12 protein-coding genes and 1 pseudogene are annotated in these 15,373 nt (G+C 72.8%); 9 read left to right on the top strand and 4 right to left on the bottom strand.

The annotated features are described in order from the left end of the window. The first annotated feature begins 160 nt into the window (after positions 1 to 160). From ACYVP9_RS06865 to ACYVP9_RS06850, 4 genes are all read left to right on the top strand, one after another. A complete protein-coding gene (locus ACYVP9_RS06865; RefSeq protein WP_460603956.1) occupies positions 161 to 613 on the top strand; it encodes a PGPGW domain-containing protein in 453 nt (150 codons plus the stop codon). A gap of 126 nt (positions 614 to 739) precedes the next feature. Then, positions 740 to 1,069 carry an STAS domain-containing protein gene (locus ACYVP9_RS06860; protein ID WP_460603955.1) on the top strand — a complete coding sequence of 110 codons (330 nt, stop codon included), beginning with the start codon at positions 740 to 742 and terminating at the stop codon, positions 1,067 to 1,069. Positions 1,070 to 1,118: 49 nt separating this feature from the next. Continuing rightward, positions 1,119 to 1,748: an HAD family hydrolase gene (locus ACYVP9_RS06855; RefSeq protein ID WP_460604312.1), complete on the top strand. Its 630-nt coding sequence runs from the start codon at positions 1,119 to 1,121 to the stop codon at positions 1,746 to 1,748. A gap of 7 nt (positions 1,749 to 1,755) precedes the next feature. Next, a complete protein-coding gene (locus ACYVP9_RS06850; RefSeq protein WP_460603954.1) occupies positions 1,756 to 2,886 on the top strand; it encodes an alkaline phosphatase family protein in 1,131 nt (376 codons plus the stop codon). On the opposite strand, the gene ACYVP9_RS06845 is transcribed toward ACYVP9_RS06850, so the two are convergent. Both ACYVP9_RS06845 and lepB read right to left on the bottom strand, forming a co-directional pair. After that, the gene (locus ACYVP9_RS06845) at positions 2,840 to 3,820 is read right to left on the bottom strand and encodes a RecB family exonuclease (RefSeq protein ID WP_460603953.1); all 981 of its coding nucleotides are present in this window, start codon (positions 3,818 to 3,820) and stop codon (positions 2,840 to 2,842) included. The genes ACYVP9_RS06850 and ACYVP9_RS06845 overlap by 47 nt on opposite strands. A 284-nt stretch (positions 3,821 to 4,104) precedes the next feature. Further along, on the bottom strand, positions 4,105 to 6,489 hold the full coding sequence (gene lepB, locus ACYVP9_RS06840; RefSeq protein ID WP_460603952.1) for a signal peptidase I: 2,385 nt from the start codon (positions 6,487 to 6,489) through the stop codon (positions 4,105 to 4,107). 62 nt (positions 6,490 to 6,551) lie between these two features. On the opposite strand from lepB, the gene ACYVP9_RS06835 reads away from it, so the two are divergent. Then, positions 6,552 to 7,697, top strand: coding sequence for a site-2 protease family protein (locus tag ACYVP9_RS06835; protein WP_460603951.1), 1,146 nt, complete (start codon positions 6,552 to 6,554; stop codon positions 7,695 to 7,697). Further along, complete coding sequence (locus tag ACYVP9_RS06830) at positions 7,694 to 8,590, top strand: tRNA (adenine-N1)-methyltransferase (RefSeq protein WP_460603950.1); 897 nt, start codon at positions 7,694 to 7,696, stop codon at positions 8,588 to 8,590. Before ACYVP9_RS06835 ends, ACYVP9_RS06830 begins: the two co-directional genes overlap by 4 nt. A 6-nt stretch (positions 8,591 to 8,596) precedes the next feature. Here the strand turns inward: ACYVP9_RS06830 and ACYVP9_RS06825 are convergent, their stop codons facing one another. Beyond that, positions 8,597 to 8,884: a ferredoxin gene (locus ACYVP9_RS06825; RefSeq protein WP_460603949.1), complete on the bottom strand. Its 288-nt coding sequence runs from the start codon at positions 8,882 to 8,884 to the stop codon at positions 8,597 to 8,599. A gap of 200 nt (positions 8,885 to 9,084) precedes the next feature. Between ACYVP9_RS06825 and arc the strand changes: the two are divergent. The 3 genes and pseudogenes from arc to ACYVP9_RS06810 form a co-directional block, all read left to right on the top strand. Next, positions 9,085 to 10,773 (top strand): annotated as a pseudogene (gene arc / locus ACYVP9_RS06820) (proteasome ATPase); the annotation flags it as partial. A gap of 99 nt (positions 10,774 to 10,872) precedes the next feature. Beyond that, positions 10,873 to 11,475, top strand: a complete 603-nt coding sequence (locus ACYVP9_RS06815) for a LemA family protein (protein WP_460603948.1) — start codon at positions 10,873 to 10,875, stop codon at positions 11,473 to 11,475. Between the two features lie 7 nt (positions 11,476 to 11,482). Beyond that, positions 11,483 to 13,345, top strand: coding sequence for a M48 family metallopeptidase (locus ACYVP9_RS06810; protein WP_460603947.1), 1,863 nt, complete (start codon positions 11,483 to 11,485; stop codon positions 13,343 to 13,345). Between the two features lie 12 nt (positions 13,346 to 13,357). Here the strand turns inward: ACYVP9_RS06810 and ACYVP9_RS06805 are convergent, their stop codons facing one another. Next, positions 13,358 to 15,370: a prolyl oligopeptidase family serine peptidase gene (locus tag ACYVP9_RS06805; protein ID WP_460603946.1), complete on the bottom strand. Its 2,013-nt coding sequence runs from the start codon at positions 15,368 to 15,370 to the stop codon at positions 13,358 to 13,360. Positions 15,371 to 15,373: the final 3 nt, after the last annotated feature.

The raw sequence follows: 15,373 nt of genomic DNA, 5'->3' as shown, positions 1-15,373 counted from the left end.
CACGGGTCGTATGTCCCCCCGTGACCATGTGTATAGCCGTCGTGACGTACGAGAGCCGTACTGTCACATTCACGCAGAGTGACGGGTCTCGCACACGGTTCGCGCGACCGATGCGAGCACGTGCGCGCGACACACAGCTCGGATGGGAACGATGGCCCGCATGGGAGTGGGAGCGAGATCGCTGCGCCGGGTCGGCCTCGAGACGCTGGGTTGGCTGTTGATCGTGGGCGGAATCGCCGCGCTCATCCTGCCCGGACCCGGGTTGTTGATGCTGCTGGCCGGTCTCGCCCTGCTCTCGCAGCAGTACGAGTGGGCGCGCAAGCGCCTCGACCCGGTGCGGCGTCGGGCACTGCAGACCGCGGCGGACGGTGTCGAGACCTGGCCTCGCATCCTCATGTCGTCCGTGGGCGCCGCGGCCCTCATCGCCCTCGGCGTCTACTGGGGCATCAAGCCTCCCGTGCCCGGCTGGTGGCCGCTCGACGACACGTGGTGGCTGCCGGGCGGGTGGGGCACCGGGCTGTCGCTGATCCTGTCGGGGCTCATCGCCGCTGCGCTCATCGTGTACAGCTACCGCAACTTCCGGCAGATCAAGGCCACCGATCCCACCCCCTGATCGCGCCGTGCGCAGCCGTGCGCAGCCGTGCGCAGCCGGTCCGGTGCCCGTCTGAGCCCGAACCTGCCCGGTTTACGCCGTAACCCGGTTTCTGGTCACGCGCGCCGTACCGGTAGCGTCGGCTCCGTGAATCTGACCGTGCAGGCCCAGCCGACCGACGACTCCGGGACGGCGGTGATCGAGGTCGTGGGGTCGATCGACGTCGCGAGCCGTGACCGCCTGGCCGACGCGACCCGCACGGCGCTCGACAGCGGCGCGAGCACGATCGTGCTCGACCTCGCCGGGGTCAGTTTCATCGACTCCACCGGCATCGGCACGCTCGTCGACGCGGCGGGCGCCGCCTCCGAAGCCGGCGGCTCGCTGCTCGTGCGCGACCCGTCCCGTCCGGTCGAGCGCATCCTCGAGGTTGCAGGCCTCGCCGGGCAGTGGGACGAACGCGGCCACGTCGCCGGCTGACCAGACCGACCCGCGCTCCGTGCCCGTTCCCCGCGCCGTCCTGCTCGACATGGACGGCACCCTGCTCGACTCCGAGAAGATCTGGGACGTCTCGCTGGCCGATCTCGCCGCCTTCCGGGGCGGTGCTCTGTCCCCTGACGCCCGCGCGGCGATGGTCGGGTCGAGCCTGATGCGCTCGGTGGCCCTGCTGCACGAGGACGTGGGCACGCCCGACGCCGACCCCCGCGAGAGCGCCGACTTCCTGGCCGCGCGGACGGCCGAGCTGTTCCGTACCGACCTCACCTGGCGCCCGGGTGCCCCGGAGCTGCTCGCGGCCCTGCGCGAGGCGGACGTACCGACCGCCCTCGTGACCTCGACGTTCCGCTCGCTCACCGAAATCGCCCTCGACACCCTCGGACGGGACAACTTCACCGCCTCCGTGTGCGGCGACGAGGTCGAGCACCCCAAGCCGGCCCCCGACCCCTACCTGCGCGCCGCCCGGCTGCTGGGCGTGGCGGCGGACGAGTGCGTCGCCGTCGAGGACTCCCCGCTCGGGGTGGCGTCGGCGGAGGCGGCCGGGTGCGTGGTGCTCGCGGTGCCCGCCGAGGTGCCGATCGGGGCGTCCGGGCGCCGCACGGTGCGCGACACCCTGGTCGGGGTCGACCTCGAGATGCTCGGCTCGCTGGTCGCGGCACGCTGAGCCGCCGATGACGCCACCCGGGCTGCGCGACGTGCTGCCCTCGGCCGCCGCTCTGCTGGGTGTGCCGGGCGCGCCCGACCGGCTGGGATTGCGCGAGGAGCTGGGGCCGGTGCCGCGCGTGGCGGTGGTGCTGGTCGACGGGCTCGGACTGCACCTGCTCGACGCGCTCGCCGAGCGCGCGCCGTTGCTCGCCGCGGCGCGCGCGGGAGCCCGGCAGCTGACGTGCGGCTTCCCGTCGACGACGCCGGTCAGCCTGGTCACGCTGGGGACCGGCGAACCACCCGGCGCGCACGGCGTGCTCGGGTTCACCGTCGGGCTGCCGGGACCGCCCCCGGGCGTGGAGCGGCAGGTGCTGGTGCACACCCACTGGCGCGACGACCCGCCACCGCACGAGTGGCAGCCGTTGCCGACCTGGTTCGCGCACGTGGCCGCCGCCGGCCTGCGGGCCACCGCGGTGTTGCCCTCGTTCTTCGTCGGCAGCGGCCTCACGGACGCTGCCTACCGGGGTGCCGCCCTGAGGAGCGTGGGCCGCGACGACGACGCCGCCGCGGCGCTCGTCGACGAGGTCCGGCGCGGGCCGGGGCTCGTCTACGGCTACATCTCGAGCCTCGACACCGCGATGCACCTGCACGGGGTCGGCTCGCCGGCGTGGCTGGCGGCGGCGGCCGAGGTCGACGCCTACCTCACCCGCATCGTCGAGGGACTGCCCGAGGACGCGGTGCTGCTGGTCACCGCCGACCACGGTGGCCTGAACGCGGGCACGCGCGTCGACCTGGCTCGGGAGCCGGACCTCGCGGTGGGCGTGCGCACCGTCGCCGGCGAGCCGCGCGTGCGCTACCTGTACACGGTGCCGGGCGCGACCGCCGACGTCGTCGCGGCGTGGCGGGCCGTGCTGGGGACTCGCGCGGACGTGCTCACCCGCGACGAGGCCATCGGACGCGGTTGGTTCGGGTGTGTCGAGGGCACGAACGCCGACCGGCTGGGCGACGTGATCGCCGTCTGCCTCGACGACACCGTCGTGCTCGCCACCGGCGGCGTGGCTTCCGCCGAACCGCCCGAGATGGCGCGGCTCGTCGGGTTCCACGGCGCTCTCACACCGGTGGAGACGGCGATCCCGCTGCTGCTGCCGGGACGGTGATCGGAGCCTCCGGCACGACGACGCCGAGCGGTGCGCCGGGCGCGTCACGCGGGTCGGTGAGGACCTCCGGCGCCCGGTACGGAGGCGGTGTCGCCCCGAACGCCGGGCAATGGGCGGTGAAGTCGCACCACTGGCACCGGGCGCTCGGGTTCGGGCGGAAGTCGCCGGTCGGCAGCGCGGCGCGGATCGCGTCCCAGATCGCGAGCAGAACGCCCTCGAAACGTTCGAGCTCGACCGCGTCCGGACGGTAGGCGAGGGTCGTCGCGTCGGTGAGGTACATCAGCCGCAGCTCGGGCACGACGCCCCGGGACCGCCAGAGCAGCAGCGCGTAGAACTTGAGCTGGAACATGGCCGCCGCCTCGCCCGGCACGCCGGGCGAATGGCCGGACTTGTAGTCGACGATGCGAAGGCCCGTCGCCTCGGGAGCGGCCGCGCGGTCGGTCGCGTCGGTCGTTTCCGTGCGGTCTGCCGTGTCGGTGCGGTCGGTGCGGTCGGTGCGGTCGGTGCGGTCGATGCGGTCGATGACGCCGCGCAGCAGCAGGTCGCCGAGTACAGCCTCGACGCGCTCCTCGCGGGCCAGCGGTTCGAGCGCGGCGGGGTTCTCGAGCACGAAGTAGGTACGCACCAGACCGGCGGCCGAATCGAGCCATTCGTCGAGCTCCGCCGGATCGCCGAACAACTCACCGAGAACCGGCTCGGCCTCGAGCACCCGCGCCCACGCGCCCGGGATCAGCGCGACCGCGGCCTCGGCGGTGCGATCGGCCGCCGGCAGGTCGAACAGGTGCTCGAGCACAGCGTGCACGACGGTTCCGCGGGCGGCCGCCCGGCTCGGCCGCTCGGGCAGCCGATCGATCGAGCGCAGCCGGTACTGCAGCGGGCAGCTCTTGAACTCCATCGCCCGGGAGGGCGACAGCGACCCGCGCAGCGTCGACACGACCTCACGGTAACCGCGCCCACCGACAACTCCGCCCGCCGGCTGAGCGCGCTCCTGGTCGCCCGTCCACTCCCGTCCGCACCGGCCGTGCGCGCCCCGCCGTCCGCACGCCGCCGTCCGCACGCTGCCGTCCGCCTGCTGCCGTCCGCCTGCTGCCGTCCGCGCGCTGCCGTCCGCGCGCTGCCGTCCGTCACCGTCGCCACCACCTCTGTCGAAATCTGTAATACACGCAGATCTGCGTGTATTACAGATTTCCATGGAGGGGTGCGGGGGCGAGCCAGGGCTCAGATGCCGCCGAGACGCTTCAACGGCCAGACGATCAACCAGGCTCGCCCGATGATCGACGAGTCCGCGATCGGGCCGAAGACCCTGCTGTCGGTCGAATTGCAGCGGTTGTCGCCCATGACCCATACGTCGCCGGCAGGGATCCGGTACGGGAACTTCCGGGAACCCGGACCCGACAGCGGGTCACCCCGGCAGGCCTTGTTGACGTACGGCTCGTTCAGACGCTTGCGGTCGACGAGGACCGTGCCGTCCCGCCGGATGTCGAGCAGTTGCCCGCCGGTCGCGATGACGCGCTTGACGAGCACGTCCTCGTTCACGGGGGCGCCCTTCGGGCGGTTGAACACCACGATGTCGCTCTGCTTCGGCTCTGTGAAGCGGTAGCCGATCTTGTCGACCAGGATGTGGTCGTCGTCGCAGTTGCGGCAGCCGTGAAGCGTGGGCTCCATCGACTCGGACGGGATGTAGTACGGCGACACGACGAACGCGCGCAGCAGCAGCACCGCCGCCGCGCCGATGACGACGACGACGGCCCAGCGCACGAGCTTGCGTGCACCGCGCCCCGTCGTCGCCGGGCGCTTCGGCGCGTCCTGCTTCGCGGCCGGAGCACTCGTTCCCTCACGACGACCGGCGCCGACGGTGCCGCCGCGCTGTGCTGACCCGGCGCGAGATGCCCTATCGCTGCGTTCGGCGGTGTCGTCGCGGTCGCGCTTGCGCAGCGAGATGCGGCGGGACGGACGGTCGTCCGGGTGCGGCTCGGTGGCGGCCAGGAATCGGCTCAGGTCGGGTCCGTCGTCGGCGCGAGCACTGAACGCGGTGCTGCCGGTCCCGCCGCCGGACCCGCTGTCAGCCGGCGGAGTCGTCGCCGGCGGCGGCGGTGGCGCGGCCGCACCCGGCCGCGGACGGGGCCGCGCGGACGCAGCCGGCGGTGCCGACCCGTCGGCGGGTGGGGTCGCGGGCGGAGTGCCCCCGGGTCGGGGTGCCGGCTTCGGTCGCGCTGTGGCGGCACCCTGCGGCGCCTCGCCCCGTCGACCTTGGGGCGACGCACCACTGCCGGACGCACCACTGCCGGACGCACCGCTGCCGGACGGGCCGCGGTCGGACGGGCCGCGGTCGCCGGCGACGTCTGCGCGGGCGCGCGTTCCGGTGCGGGGTTCGACGTCCGGGTCGGCGGCGCCCGCGGTGCGGACACTCGCGTCGGTGCGGGTTTCGGAGTCCGTTTCGGAGTCCGGGTCGGCAGCCGGGTCGGCGTCGCGTCGGCCGGCCCGGGCCTCTCCGGCCGCCGCGTCGCTGTCGGGGCGCGCGGTGGCGTCCGGCGACTCCACGGGTTGCCGCGCTGCGACCGGCTCGGCGGCGATCCCGTGCTGCGTGGTCGCGCCCGTGTCGCTTGCCGTGTCGCTTGCCGTGTCGCTTGCCGTGTCGCTTGCCGTGTCGCTTGCCGTGTCGCTTGCCGTGTGGTTTGCCGTGTGGTTCGCCGTGTCGTTCGCCGTGTCGTTCGCCGTGTCCGATGCGGTGCCGGCAGCGGTGCCGCTCGCCGCGCTCGGCGTTCCGTCGGCGACGGCGTCGGCGTCCCGCTTCGCGAACAGCCAGCGCGCCGCCTTGCGGCCGCGCTGCATCAGCCCGGAGTCGTCGTCCTCGCCGTACTCGGTGGGGTTCCACGTCGCTGCGCCCTTGAGGTCGAGATCGATCTCGTCCTGCGGCTGCTGCCACGGCGCGCCCTGCTCGCCGCTCTCGCGACGCAGCTGCTCGTCGGCCCGGTCGGCCTCGGCGTGCTTGCGCGCGATCTCCCGCCGCCGCGACGCGTCGTCCTCGGACCCGTCCGGCCCCCCGCCCCCGGGAGACGCGACAGCGGCGCCGAGGCGGTCGAGCACGGCATCGGGCTGCGAAGGGCGCGGGCGTCCGGATGCCGCGGACCCCGGACGACGCGTGTCGTCACCGGGCCCGCCGGCCGCGCCCGTCTCGTCCCCGGTCTCGTTCGTCTCCCCGGTCTCGTTCGTCTCCCCGGGGGCACGGCGCAGCCAGGGCCGGGTCGGTTCGAGCACCCGCGGTCCCGACGCGCTGTCCGGTGTGGCCGCGGCCGGACGCCCGGGTGCCGCTGACGATGCTGCGGAAGGCGCTGCCGAAGCTGCCGCCGACGGGCGCACCCACGGCCGGGTCGGCCGGACGTGCACGGGGGAGTCGAGCGTGGCGCGGCCGTCCGGGGAGGTGTCACCGGTCTCGGCGGCGGCGCCGTCGGCAGCAGGGGCGCCGTCGGCAGCAGGGGCGCCGTCGGACGCGCTGCCGGCGGCACCGTCGTCGGCACGGGCATCGCCCGATGCCTGACCGGCGGCTCGCCGGGCAGCCACCCGGGCTGCGATGCGCGCGCGCAGCTCGGTGTCGTCGGTCACCACCAAAAGGTAGCCGTTCGCGCCCCGCCTCGCCGGGTACGCAGCACCCGTACGCTCGAAGCGTGACGCGACCGGGACCGCCGCAACGCCGCGGCCCCGTGCCGCAGCCGGCGTTGCTGACGCTCGGACGCGTCCGCGGCGTGCCGGTGCAGGTGTCGCCGTCGTGGTTGATCGTCGGCGCACTGCTGACCCTGCTCTACGGACCGCTGCTGCAGGACCTCGTCGACGGCCTCGGCCGCGGCGCCGCCTACCTCGCCGCCCTCGGCTTCAGCGTGCTGTTCGCGCTGTGCATCCTCGCCCACGAACTGGGGCACACGGTGGTGAGCACCCGGCTGGGCTACCCGGTCAGGCGGGTCGTGCTGTTCCTGCTCGGCGGGGTGTCCGAGATCGAGGGTGACGCGCGGCGCCCGTCCCACGAGGCGATGATCGCCGGGTCCGGCCCGCTGGTGTCGTTGCTCATCGCGGCGGCGGCGTTCGGCGGCCACGCCGCGGTCGAACCCGCCTCGGTGGCCGGTGTCCTGCTCGCCCTGCTGGCGTGGAGCAATCTCGTGCTCGCCGTGTTCAACCTGCTGCCCGGCCTGCCGCTCGACGGCGGACGGCTGCTGCGCGCCGTCGTCTGGGCGTGCGGCGCGTCGAAGGCCACGAGCACGAAGGCGGCGGCGTGGACCGGTCGCGCCCTCGCCGTCGTGGTGGTGGCGGCGGGCGTGCTGCTGAACCTGGGCTTCGCGAGCGCGCTGCTCACCGTCGTGCTCGGCCTCTACCTGTGGGCGAACGCCACCCAGTCGCTCCGCCTCGCCGACCTGCTCGCCCGCCTGCCGCGGGTGCAGGTCCCGGCGTTGCTGCGTCCCGGGCTGATGGTCGAGGCCGACACGTCCGCCGGTGAGGCGCTGCGGCGCATCCACTCCACGGACGCGCGCGGCCTCGTCGTGATCGACGCCGAGCACCGTCCGACCGCGATCGTCGACGAACGCCGCATCGGCGCGCTGCCGCCGCACCGCCTGCCGTGGACACCGGTCTCCGAGGTGTCGCGTCCGCTCGCCGACGGCGGCACGGTGCCCGTCGGCATCGACGCCGACGGCCTGCTCGAGCACATGCAGCAGCACCCGGCGGGGGAGTACCTCGCCGTCGACGACCACGGACGGCCCGCCGGCATCATCGTCGCGGCCGAATTCGCGAACGAGTTGCGCACCGCAGGAGGCGATCGGTGAACGGCGTCCCGGGCTCGGGTCCCTTCGAGGTGGGCGAGCGGGTGCAGCTGTCCGATCCCAAGGGCCGGCTGCACACGGTCACGCTCGAGGCCGGCAAGCAGTTCCACACCCACCGCGGCGCGATCGAGCACGACGCGCTGATCGGCGCGGACGAGGGCAGCGTGGTGCAGGCGACCTCGGGCACGCCCTACCTCGCGCTGCGTCCGCTGTTGAGCGATTTCGTGCTGTCGATGCCGCGCGGCGCGGCCGTCATCTACCCCAAGGACGCGGCACAGATCGTGGCGATGGGCGACATCGCGCCCGGCGCCTCCGTGCTCGAGGCGGGAGCCGGGTCGGGTTCGCTGACCTGCTCGCTGCTGCGCGCCGTCGGTCCGCAGGGTTCGGTGCTGTCCTACGAGGTGCGCGACGACCACGCCGACGTCGCCGTCCGCAACGTCGCGACGTTCTTCGGCGACACCCCGCCGAACTGGACGTTGCGCCGCAAGGACGTCGCCGAGCACCCGTCCGACGAGCAGGTCGACCGGGTGATCCTCGACATGCTCAGCCCCTGGGACGCGTTGCCCGCCGTCGCCGCCGCGCTGCGCCCGGGCGGGGTGTTCATCGGCTACGTGGCCACGACCACCCAACTGTCCCGGCTCGTCGAGGCGCTGCGCGCCGACGGCGGGTTCACCGAGCCCAGCGCGTTCGAGACGATGCTGCGCGGCTGGCACGTGGTCGGCCTGGCGGTGCGGCCCGAGCACCGCATGATCGGGCACACGGCGTTCCTCGTGACCACGCGGCGACTCGCGCCGGGCGTCGTGGCGCCGGCGCGGCAGCGGCGTCCGACCGCCTCGGACAAGCCGGTCGCGCCCGAGACCGACCCGGACGTGCCCTTCCGCCCCAACCTGCCGTAGGCCGGATCAGGCGTCGGGTCCGGCAACCTCGACGTCGTCGGTCGAGCGGCGCACGTGGATGCAGTCGCCCGGGCACTTCTGCGCCGATTCGATCACGTCGAGGCGCAGCTCCGGAGGGACGTCGACCCGCGCGCCGGGAGCGGCGAGCAGCTCGCCCGACTCGTTCTTCACGTAGGCCAGGCCGTCGATGTCGAACTCGAAGACCTCCGGTGCGTACTGCACGCACAGGCCGTCGCCGGTGCACAGATCCTGATCGATGTGCACGGTCAACTGCTCGTCCGTCGAACTCGTCATGCTGCCTCACTCACGTGCTGGAAATGCCTGCGAAACCACTCCACGACATCCTCTCCCGACACCGAGCGTAGAGCGCGCTCGGGACGTGACCTGCGTGTGTAGGGTGGGATTTCGGACACCCAGCCGGGAGGTTGGCAACCATGGCGAACGAGCACGAGAACCGGGACGTCGAACCCGATCTGCGCCGCCGGACGGCGTACCTCGAGCAAGAACTCGAACTGCTGCGCGCGAAGGTCTCCGAGTCCCCGCGCCACATGCGGATGCTCGAGGACCGGCTCGCCGAGGCGCAGGCACGGGTGGCAGCTCTCACCGACCGCAACGACCGCCTCGCCGACACGCTGCGCGAGGCGCGCGACCAGATGGTGCAGCTGAAGGAGGAGATCGATCGCCTCGCCCAGCCCCCGTCGGGCTACGGCGTCTTCCTCGAGCTGTTCGAGGACCGCACGGTCGACATCTTCACCGGGGGCCGCAAGCTGCGGGTGGCGGTGTCGCCCGAGGTCGAGGTCGAGGCGCTGCGCCACGGCCAGGAGGTCATGCTCAACGAGGCGATGAACGTCGTCGCCGCGCGGGGTTTCGAACGCTCCGGTGAAGTGGTCATGCTCAAGGAGGTGCTCGACGGCGGCGACCGCGCGCTGGTCGTCGGTCACACCGACGAGGAGCGGGTGGTCCACCTCGCCGACCTGCTGCGCGACAAGCCGTTGCGCGCAGGCGACTCGCTGCTGCTCGAGAGCCGGTCGTCCTACGCCTACGAACGGGTGCCGAAGAGCGAGGTCGAGGAACTCATCCTCGAAGAGGTCCCCGACATCGACTACGAGGACATCGGTGGTCTCGCCGGCCAGATCGAGGCCATCCGCGACGCCGTCGAACTGCCGTTCCTGCACGCCGACCTGTTCCGCGAGCACCAGCTGCGCCCGCCGAAGGGCATCCTGCTGTACGGCCCGCCCGGCTGCGGCAAGACGCTGATCGCGAAGGCCGTCGCGAACTCGCTGGCCAAGCAGGTGCAGAAGGTGCACGGCGGCGACGAGAAGGCCACCGCGTTCTTCCTGAACATCAAGGGCCCGGAGCTGCTCAACAAGTACGTCGGCGAGACCGAGCGCCACATCCGCCTCGTCTTCCAGCGGGCGCGGGAGAAGGCCTCGGACGGCACGCCGGTGATCGTGTTCTTCGACGAGATGGACTCCATCTTCCGCACCCGCGGCTCGGGCGTGAGCTCCGACGTCGAGAACACGATCGTGCCGCAGCTGCTGAGCGAGATCGACGGCGTCGAGGGTCTGAAGAACGTCATCGTCATCGGTGCGTCGAACCGCGAGGACATGATCGACCCCGCGATCCTGCGACCGGGCCGGCTCGACGTGAAGATCAAGATCGAGCGTCCGGACGCCGAGGCGGCGAAGGACATCTTCTCGAAGTACCTGATTCCCGGCCTGCCGATCCACGACGACGACAGGGCCGAGAACGGCGGCGACGAGAACGCCACCCTCGACGCGATGATCCAGCGCACCGTCGAGCGCATGTACACCGAGAGCGAGGAGAACCGCTTCCTCGAGGTCACCTACGCCAACGGTGACAAGGAGACCCTGTACTTCAAGGACTTCAACTCGGGAGCGATGATCCAGAACATCGTCGACCGCGCGAAGAAGATGGCGATCAAGGACCTCATCACCAGCGCCCAGCGCGGGCTGCGGGTGTCGCACCTGCTCGCCGCGTGCGTCGACGAGTTCAAGGAGAACGAGGACCTCCCGAACACGACGAACCCGGACGACTGGGCGCGCATCTCCGGCAAGAAGGGCGAGCGGATCGTCTACATCCGCACCCTCGTCTCCGGCGGCAAGGGCACCGAGGCCGGACGCTCCATCGACACGGTCGGCAACACCGGCCAGTACCTCTGAGTGAGCCGAGCGGAATGGCAGCTCGCTGACATTCCCGAGGCGATCGAAGAGGTCGGAGACGCGCAGCGGCGAACACCTCTAGGCGGCTAGGCTGCGGCGATGGGACTGGTCATCGGGATCGTCGTCGCAGTCGTGGTCGTGCTGCTCGTGGTGTGGGTGATCGTCACTTACAACGGGCTGGTGCGGGCGCGCAACGCCTTCCAGAACGCTTTTGCGCAGATCGACGTGCAATTGCAGCGTCGCTTCGACCTCATCCCCAATCTGGTCGAGACGGCCAAGGCGTACATGACCCACGAGCGCGAGACGCTCGAGGCGGTGACGCAGGCGCGGGCGGCGGCGATCTCCGGGTTGCAGGCCGCCCAGCAGGCGCCGGGCGACCCGCAGGCCATGCAGCAGCTGGCCGGAACGCAGGGCATGCTCGCCGGCGCGCTGGGCCGCTTCACCGCCGTCGCCGAGCAGTACCCCGACCTCAAGGCGAACCAGAACATGATGCAGCTGTCCGAAGAGCTGACGTCCACCGAGAACAAGGTCGCGTTCTCGCGCCAGGCCTACAACGACTCGGTCATGACCTACGAGAACAGGCGCGAGGCGTTTCCCGGTTCGGTGATCGCCGGCATGTTCGCGTTCCGCGAGGCCGCGCAGTGGCAGATCGCGCCCGACGCCCCGCCCGAGACCCGGCAGGCGCCGCGCGTCCAGTTCTGACCCCGGCGTGAACTTCTTCGAGCGGCAGGACGCCGCGCGTGGTTCGTCCACCAAGCTCGTCGTGCTCTTCGTCCTCGCCGTCGTCGCGATCGTGGCGGTGGTCGACGTCGCCACCTTCGTCGCGACCCGCTGGGCCGGCTACGCGTCGCCGTGGGGATGGGTGGCCACGATGTCGGCGATCACCGTCCTGCTCATCGGCGGCGGCACGCTCACGAAGCTCGTCGCGTTGCGGGGCGGGGGAGCGGCGGTCGCGCAGTCGGTCGGCGCCGTGCCCGTGGACCCCACCTCGTCCGACCCCCGGTTGCGCCGCTTCGTCAACGTGGTCGAGGAGATGTCGATCGCGTCGGGCGTGCCCATGCCGCGCCTGTTCGTGCTCGAACGCGAACAGGGCATCAACGCGTTCGCGGCGGGCTACCGTCCGGACGACGCCGCCATCGCCGTCACCGCGGGTGCGCTGGAACGGCTCGACCGCGACGAGTTGCAGGGCGTCATCGGCCACGAGTTCAGCCACGTGCTCAACGGCGACATGCGGCTGAACGTGCGCCTGATCGGCCTGCTGTACGGCATCCTGCTGCTCGCTCTGGTCGGCTCCCGGTTCCTGATGTTCGGGGGCGGACGCTCGCGCGACAGCAAGGGCAACCCCCTGCTCATCATCGCCCTGCTGTTCGTTGTCGTCGGCTTCGTCGGGCAGTTCTTCGCCCGGCTCATCCAGGCCGCGGTGAGCCGGCAGCGCGAGTGGCTCGCCGACGCGTCCGCCGTGCAGTTCACGCGCCAGACGGTGGGACTCGAGGGCGCGTTGCGCAAGATCGCCGGGCTGCCGGAGGGTTCCGCGCTGGCCGACCGCCACAGCGAGCAGCAGGTCGGACACATGCTGTTCGGCGAGGGCCGGGCCCGGTTCAGCAGCCTGTTCGCGACCCACCCGCCGCTGGAGGAGCGCATCGCCGCGCTCACCGGGGTGCCGGTCGAGCAGATCACCGCACCGGGACCGGGCGCCGGCCAGGCGCCGCCCGCCGCGGCCGGCTTCGGCGGCCCGTCCGCCGCCACGGACGGCGTCGCCGGGCCGCCGCCGGTCGCGCTGCATCCGCCCACGGTGAGCGCACGGGTCGGCACCCTCACGCACGACGACATCAGCCGAGGCGCCCGCCTCAACGACCGAATCCCGGCCCGCGCCCGCGCGCTCGCCGAGCAGCGCAGCACTGCCGTGCCACTGGTGCTGGCCCTGCTGCTGGACCCGCGTCCGGACGTACGTCAGGCCGAGCTGGCAGCCGTCGCGCGCGAACTGGGTCCGCAGGCAGCCGGTGACGCCGACGCGATCGCTACCGAACTCGCCGGCCTCGACCGCGCCCTCGCCCTGCCGCTGGCCCACCTGGCCGTGCCGCAGGTCGTGACCCGTCCCGAACCGGAGCGGGCCGCCGTCGCCCGTGCCGTCGACGGGCTCGTGCACGCCGACGGCCGCGTCTCGGCCTTCGAGTACAGCCTGAGCCGGCTGCTGACCGTGCACCTCGTCGGCCCGCCGCGCCCTGCGCGGGCGTCCGTCGCGGCCGTCGACGCAGCGGTCACCACCCTGCTCGCCGTCGTCGCCGCGAGCGGCAACGCCGACCCCGCCGCCGCCGAACGCGCCTTCGCCGCCGGCACGGCGGTCGCCCTGGGTGGCGAGCAGGTCGCGTTCCGTCCGCCGGCGCAGCCCTGGGATGCCCTGGACTCCGCCTGGCCGCTGCTGGCCTCGCTGCCGCCGTCCCGGCGACGGGCCCTGGTCGAAGGCGTCGTCACCGCGGTCGCCGACGACGGGCGCGTGACCGTCGCCGAGGCCGAGCTGCTCCGCGTCACCTGCGGCGTGCTCGGCTGCCCGCTGCCGCCCCTGCTCGACTGAGCCGCCGGCGGGTCAGAGAGCGGCGGGCTGCTGCCACTGCTCGCCCAGCACGTGCTGCGCCAGCCAGGCCCAGACGGTCTCGTACCAGAGTCGCGCGTTGCCGGGCTTGAGGATCCAGTGCCCCTCGTCGGCGAAGTACAGGAACTTCGACTCGACGCCGCGGCGCTGCAGGTCCCACCACAGCCGCAGCCCCTCGCCGACCGGTACGCGGTAGTCCTTGTCGCCGTGCACGACGAGCATCGGGGTGCGGATCTCGTCGGCGTGCAGGTGCGGCGAGTCGAGGGCGTAGCGCTCCGGGTCGGTGTCGGGCAGCCCCCATTCGAGCGCCCAGTCGCCCGGCACGTCGGTGGTGCCCTGGAACTGGTCCAGGGCCCAGAGGCTGGCATGGGTGACGATGCAGCGGAACCGGTCGGTGTGCCCGGCGACCCAGTTCGCCATGTAGCCGCCGTACGAACCACCCATGGCGGCCGTCCTGGACCCGTCGATGTCGGGCCGAGCGACGACGGCGTCCGTGACGGCCATCAGGTCACCGAACGGCACCTCGCCCCAGCGACCCCACGCCCGTTTGCGCATGTGCACGCCGTACCCGGTCGACAGCGCCGGGTCGGGCAACAGCACCGCGTAACCCTTCGCCGCCATCAGCCACGGGTTCCAGCGCCAGGTCCACCCGTTCCACGACGCGAACGGCCCGCCGTGGATGAACAGCAGCAGTGGCACGGGCGTGTCAGCGGAGGCGTTCTCGGGCAGCACCAGCCACGCGCCGATCTCGGTGCCGTCGGGCGCGATGGCCGACAACCGCTCGAGCGTGCCGGGGACGGACGCCTCGCCGGGTGCGGGTAGGTGGGCGGGCTCGCCGTCGGTCGCGCTGCCGTCGAGGCGGACGGGCCGGGGCGGGCTGTCCCAGGCGTCGCGCAATGCGTACAGCGTCGTGCCGTCGGCCGCGACGCGCAGCGAGGTGTAGTGGCCGGACGCGGTCACCCGGGTCCAGGTGTCGGACGCGACGTCGAGCCGGAACACCGGCGCGTGACCCTGCTCGTCCGCGGTGAAGTACACCGTCCCGGCGTCGGCACCGAACCGTGCGGACGACGGCTGCACGTCGGGGTCGCCGACCAGCTCCCGTCCCTCTCCGGTCGCCAGCTCGACCAGCCGCAGCGAGGTCGTCCACGGCTCGTCCGGGGTGCAGTCGCCGTGACGGACGGCGAGCGCCCACCGGCCGTCCGGGGAGACGTCGGCCGCCTCGAACGTGGCGCTGTCGTCCTGCGCCAGGGTGCGCCGCTCGCCGGTCGCGGTGTCGATCGCGACGAGCGCGGCGTGCGGGAAGCCGGGCGTCGTCGGACGGGCCCACGACGAGACGACGGTCGTGCCGTCGGGCGAGATGACGTACGAGGCCTCGTCCAGGGCACGGCCCGGTTCGGGCGTGAGGTCGACCGGCTCGCCGGCGCCGTCCCAGGACAGCAGCCGGGTCTCGTCCGGACCGAGGTCGTGGTCCCAGAAGCGCACCGGAGAGGCCGTGTGCAGGATCGCGGTGGTCTTGAGGTCCTTGCGGGCCTTGCGGCGTGCCGCCTCGTCCTTGGCGTCGGTCGCGCCCGGCAGCGTGTCCGAGCCGAGGACGACGCGGTCGCCGTGACGCGCGGCGCGGACGCCGGCGATGCCACCCGGACGGGTGAGTACCCGTTCGGCCTCACCGACGGCGGGCAGTCGCCACAGCGCCGGCACGTCGTCGTCCGGCGCCGCGGCGTCGTCGTCACCCGACGTCGGCGCCTTCGGCGCGGGACGGGCGGAGGTGAACAGCAGAGACCCGTCCGCGGCGAACACCGGTCCCGACTCGCCCTCCTTCGAGCGCGTCAGCCGGCGGGCGTCCGACCGTCCGGACGGGTCGAGTTCCCACAGCGACGACACGAACGCGTCACCGTCGGCGTTCAGCGTCTGCACGGTGGCGACGAGCCGCGTGCCGTCGGGCGACAGCGCGAGGTCGGTCACGCGGTCGTGGGCGAGATAGTCGTCGAAGTTCGCGAAACCTGGCATAGC

The organism is Jatrophihabitans fulvus (assembly GCF_054781375.1).
This window is presented reverse-complemented; position numbering and strand designations above follow the sequence as displayed.

What these genes read in the sequence shown, in the direction of transcription:
- ACYVP9_RS06815 (WP_460603948.1), top strand. Translation starts at nt 10,873, where the DNA reads ATGGGACTGGTCATCGGGATCGTCGTCGCAGTCGTGGTCGTGCTGCTC.
- ACYVP9_RS06805 (WP_460603946.1), bottom strand. Translation starts at nt 15,370, where the DNA reads ATGCCAGGTTTCGCGAACTTCGACGACTATCTCGCCCACGACCGCGTG.
- ACYVP9_RS06865 (WP_460603956.1), top strand. Translation starts at nt 161, where the DNA reads ATGGGAGTGGGAGCGAGATCGCTGCGCCGGGTCGGCCTCGAGACGCTG.
- ACYVP9_RS06855 (WP_460604312.1), top strand. Translation starts at nt 1,119, where the DNA reads ATGGACGGCACCCTGCTCGACTCCGAGAAGATCTGGGACGTCTCGCTG.
- ACYVP9_RS06850 (WP_460603954.1), top strand. Translation starts at nt 1,756, where the DNA reads ATGACGCCACCCGGGCTGCGCGACGTGCTGCCCTCGGCCGCCGCTCTG.
- ACYVP9_RS06825 (WP_460603949.1), bottom strand. Translation starts at nt 8,884, where the DNA reads ATGACGAGTTCGACGGACGAGCAGTTGACCGTGCACATCGATCAGGAT.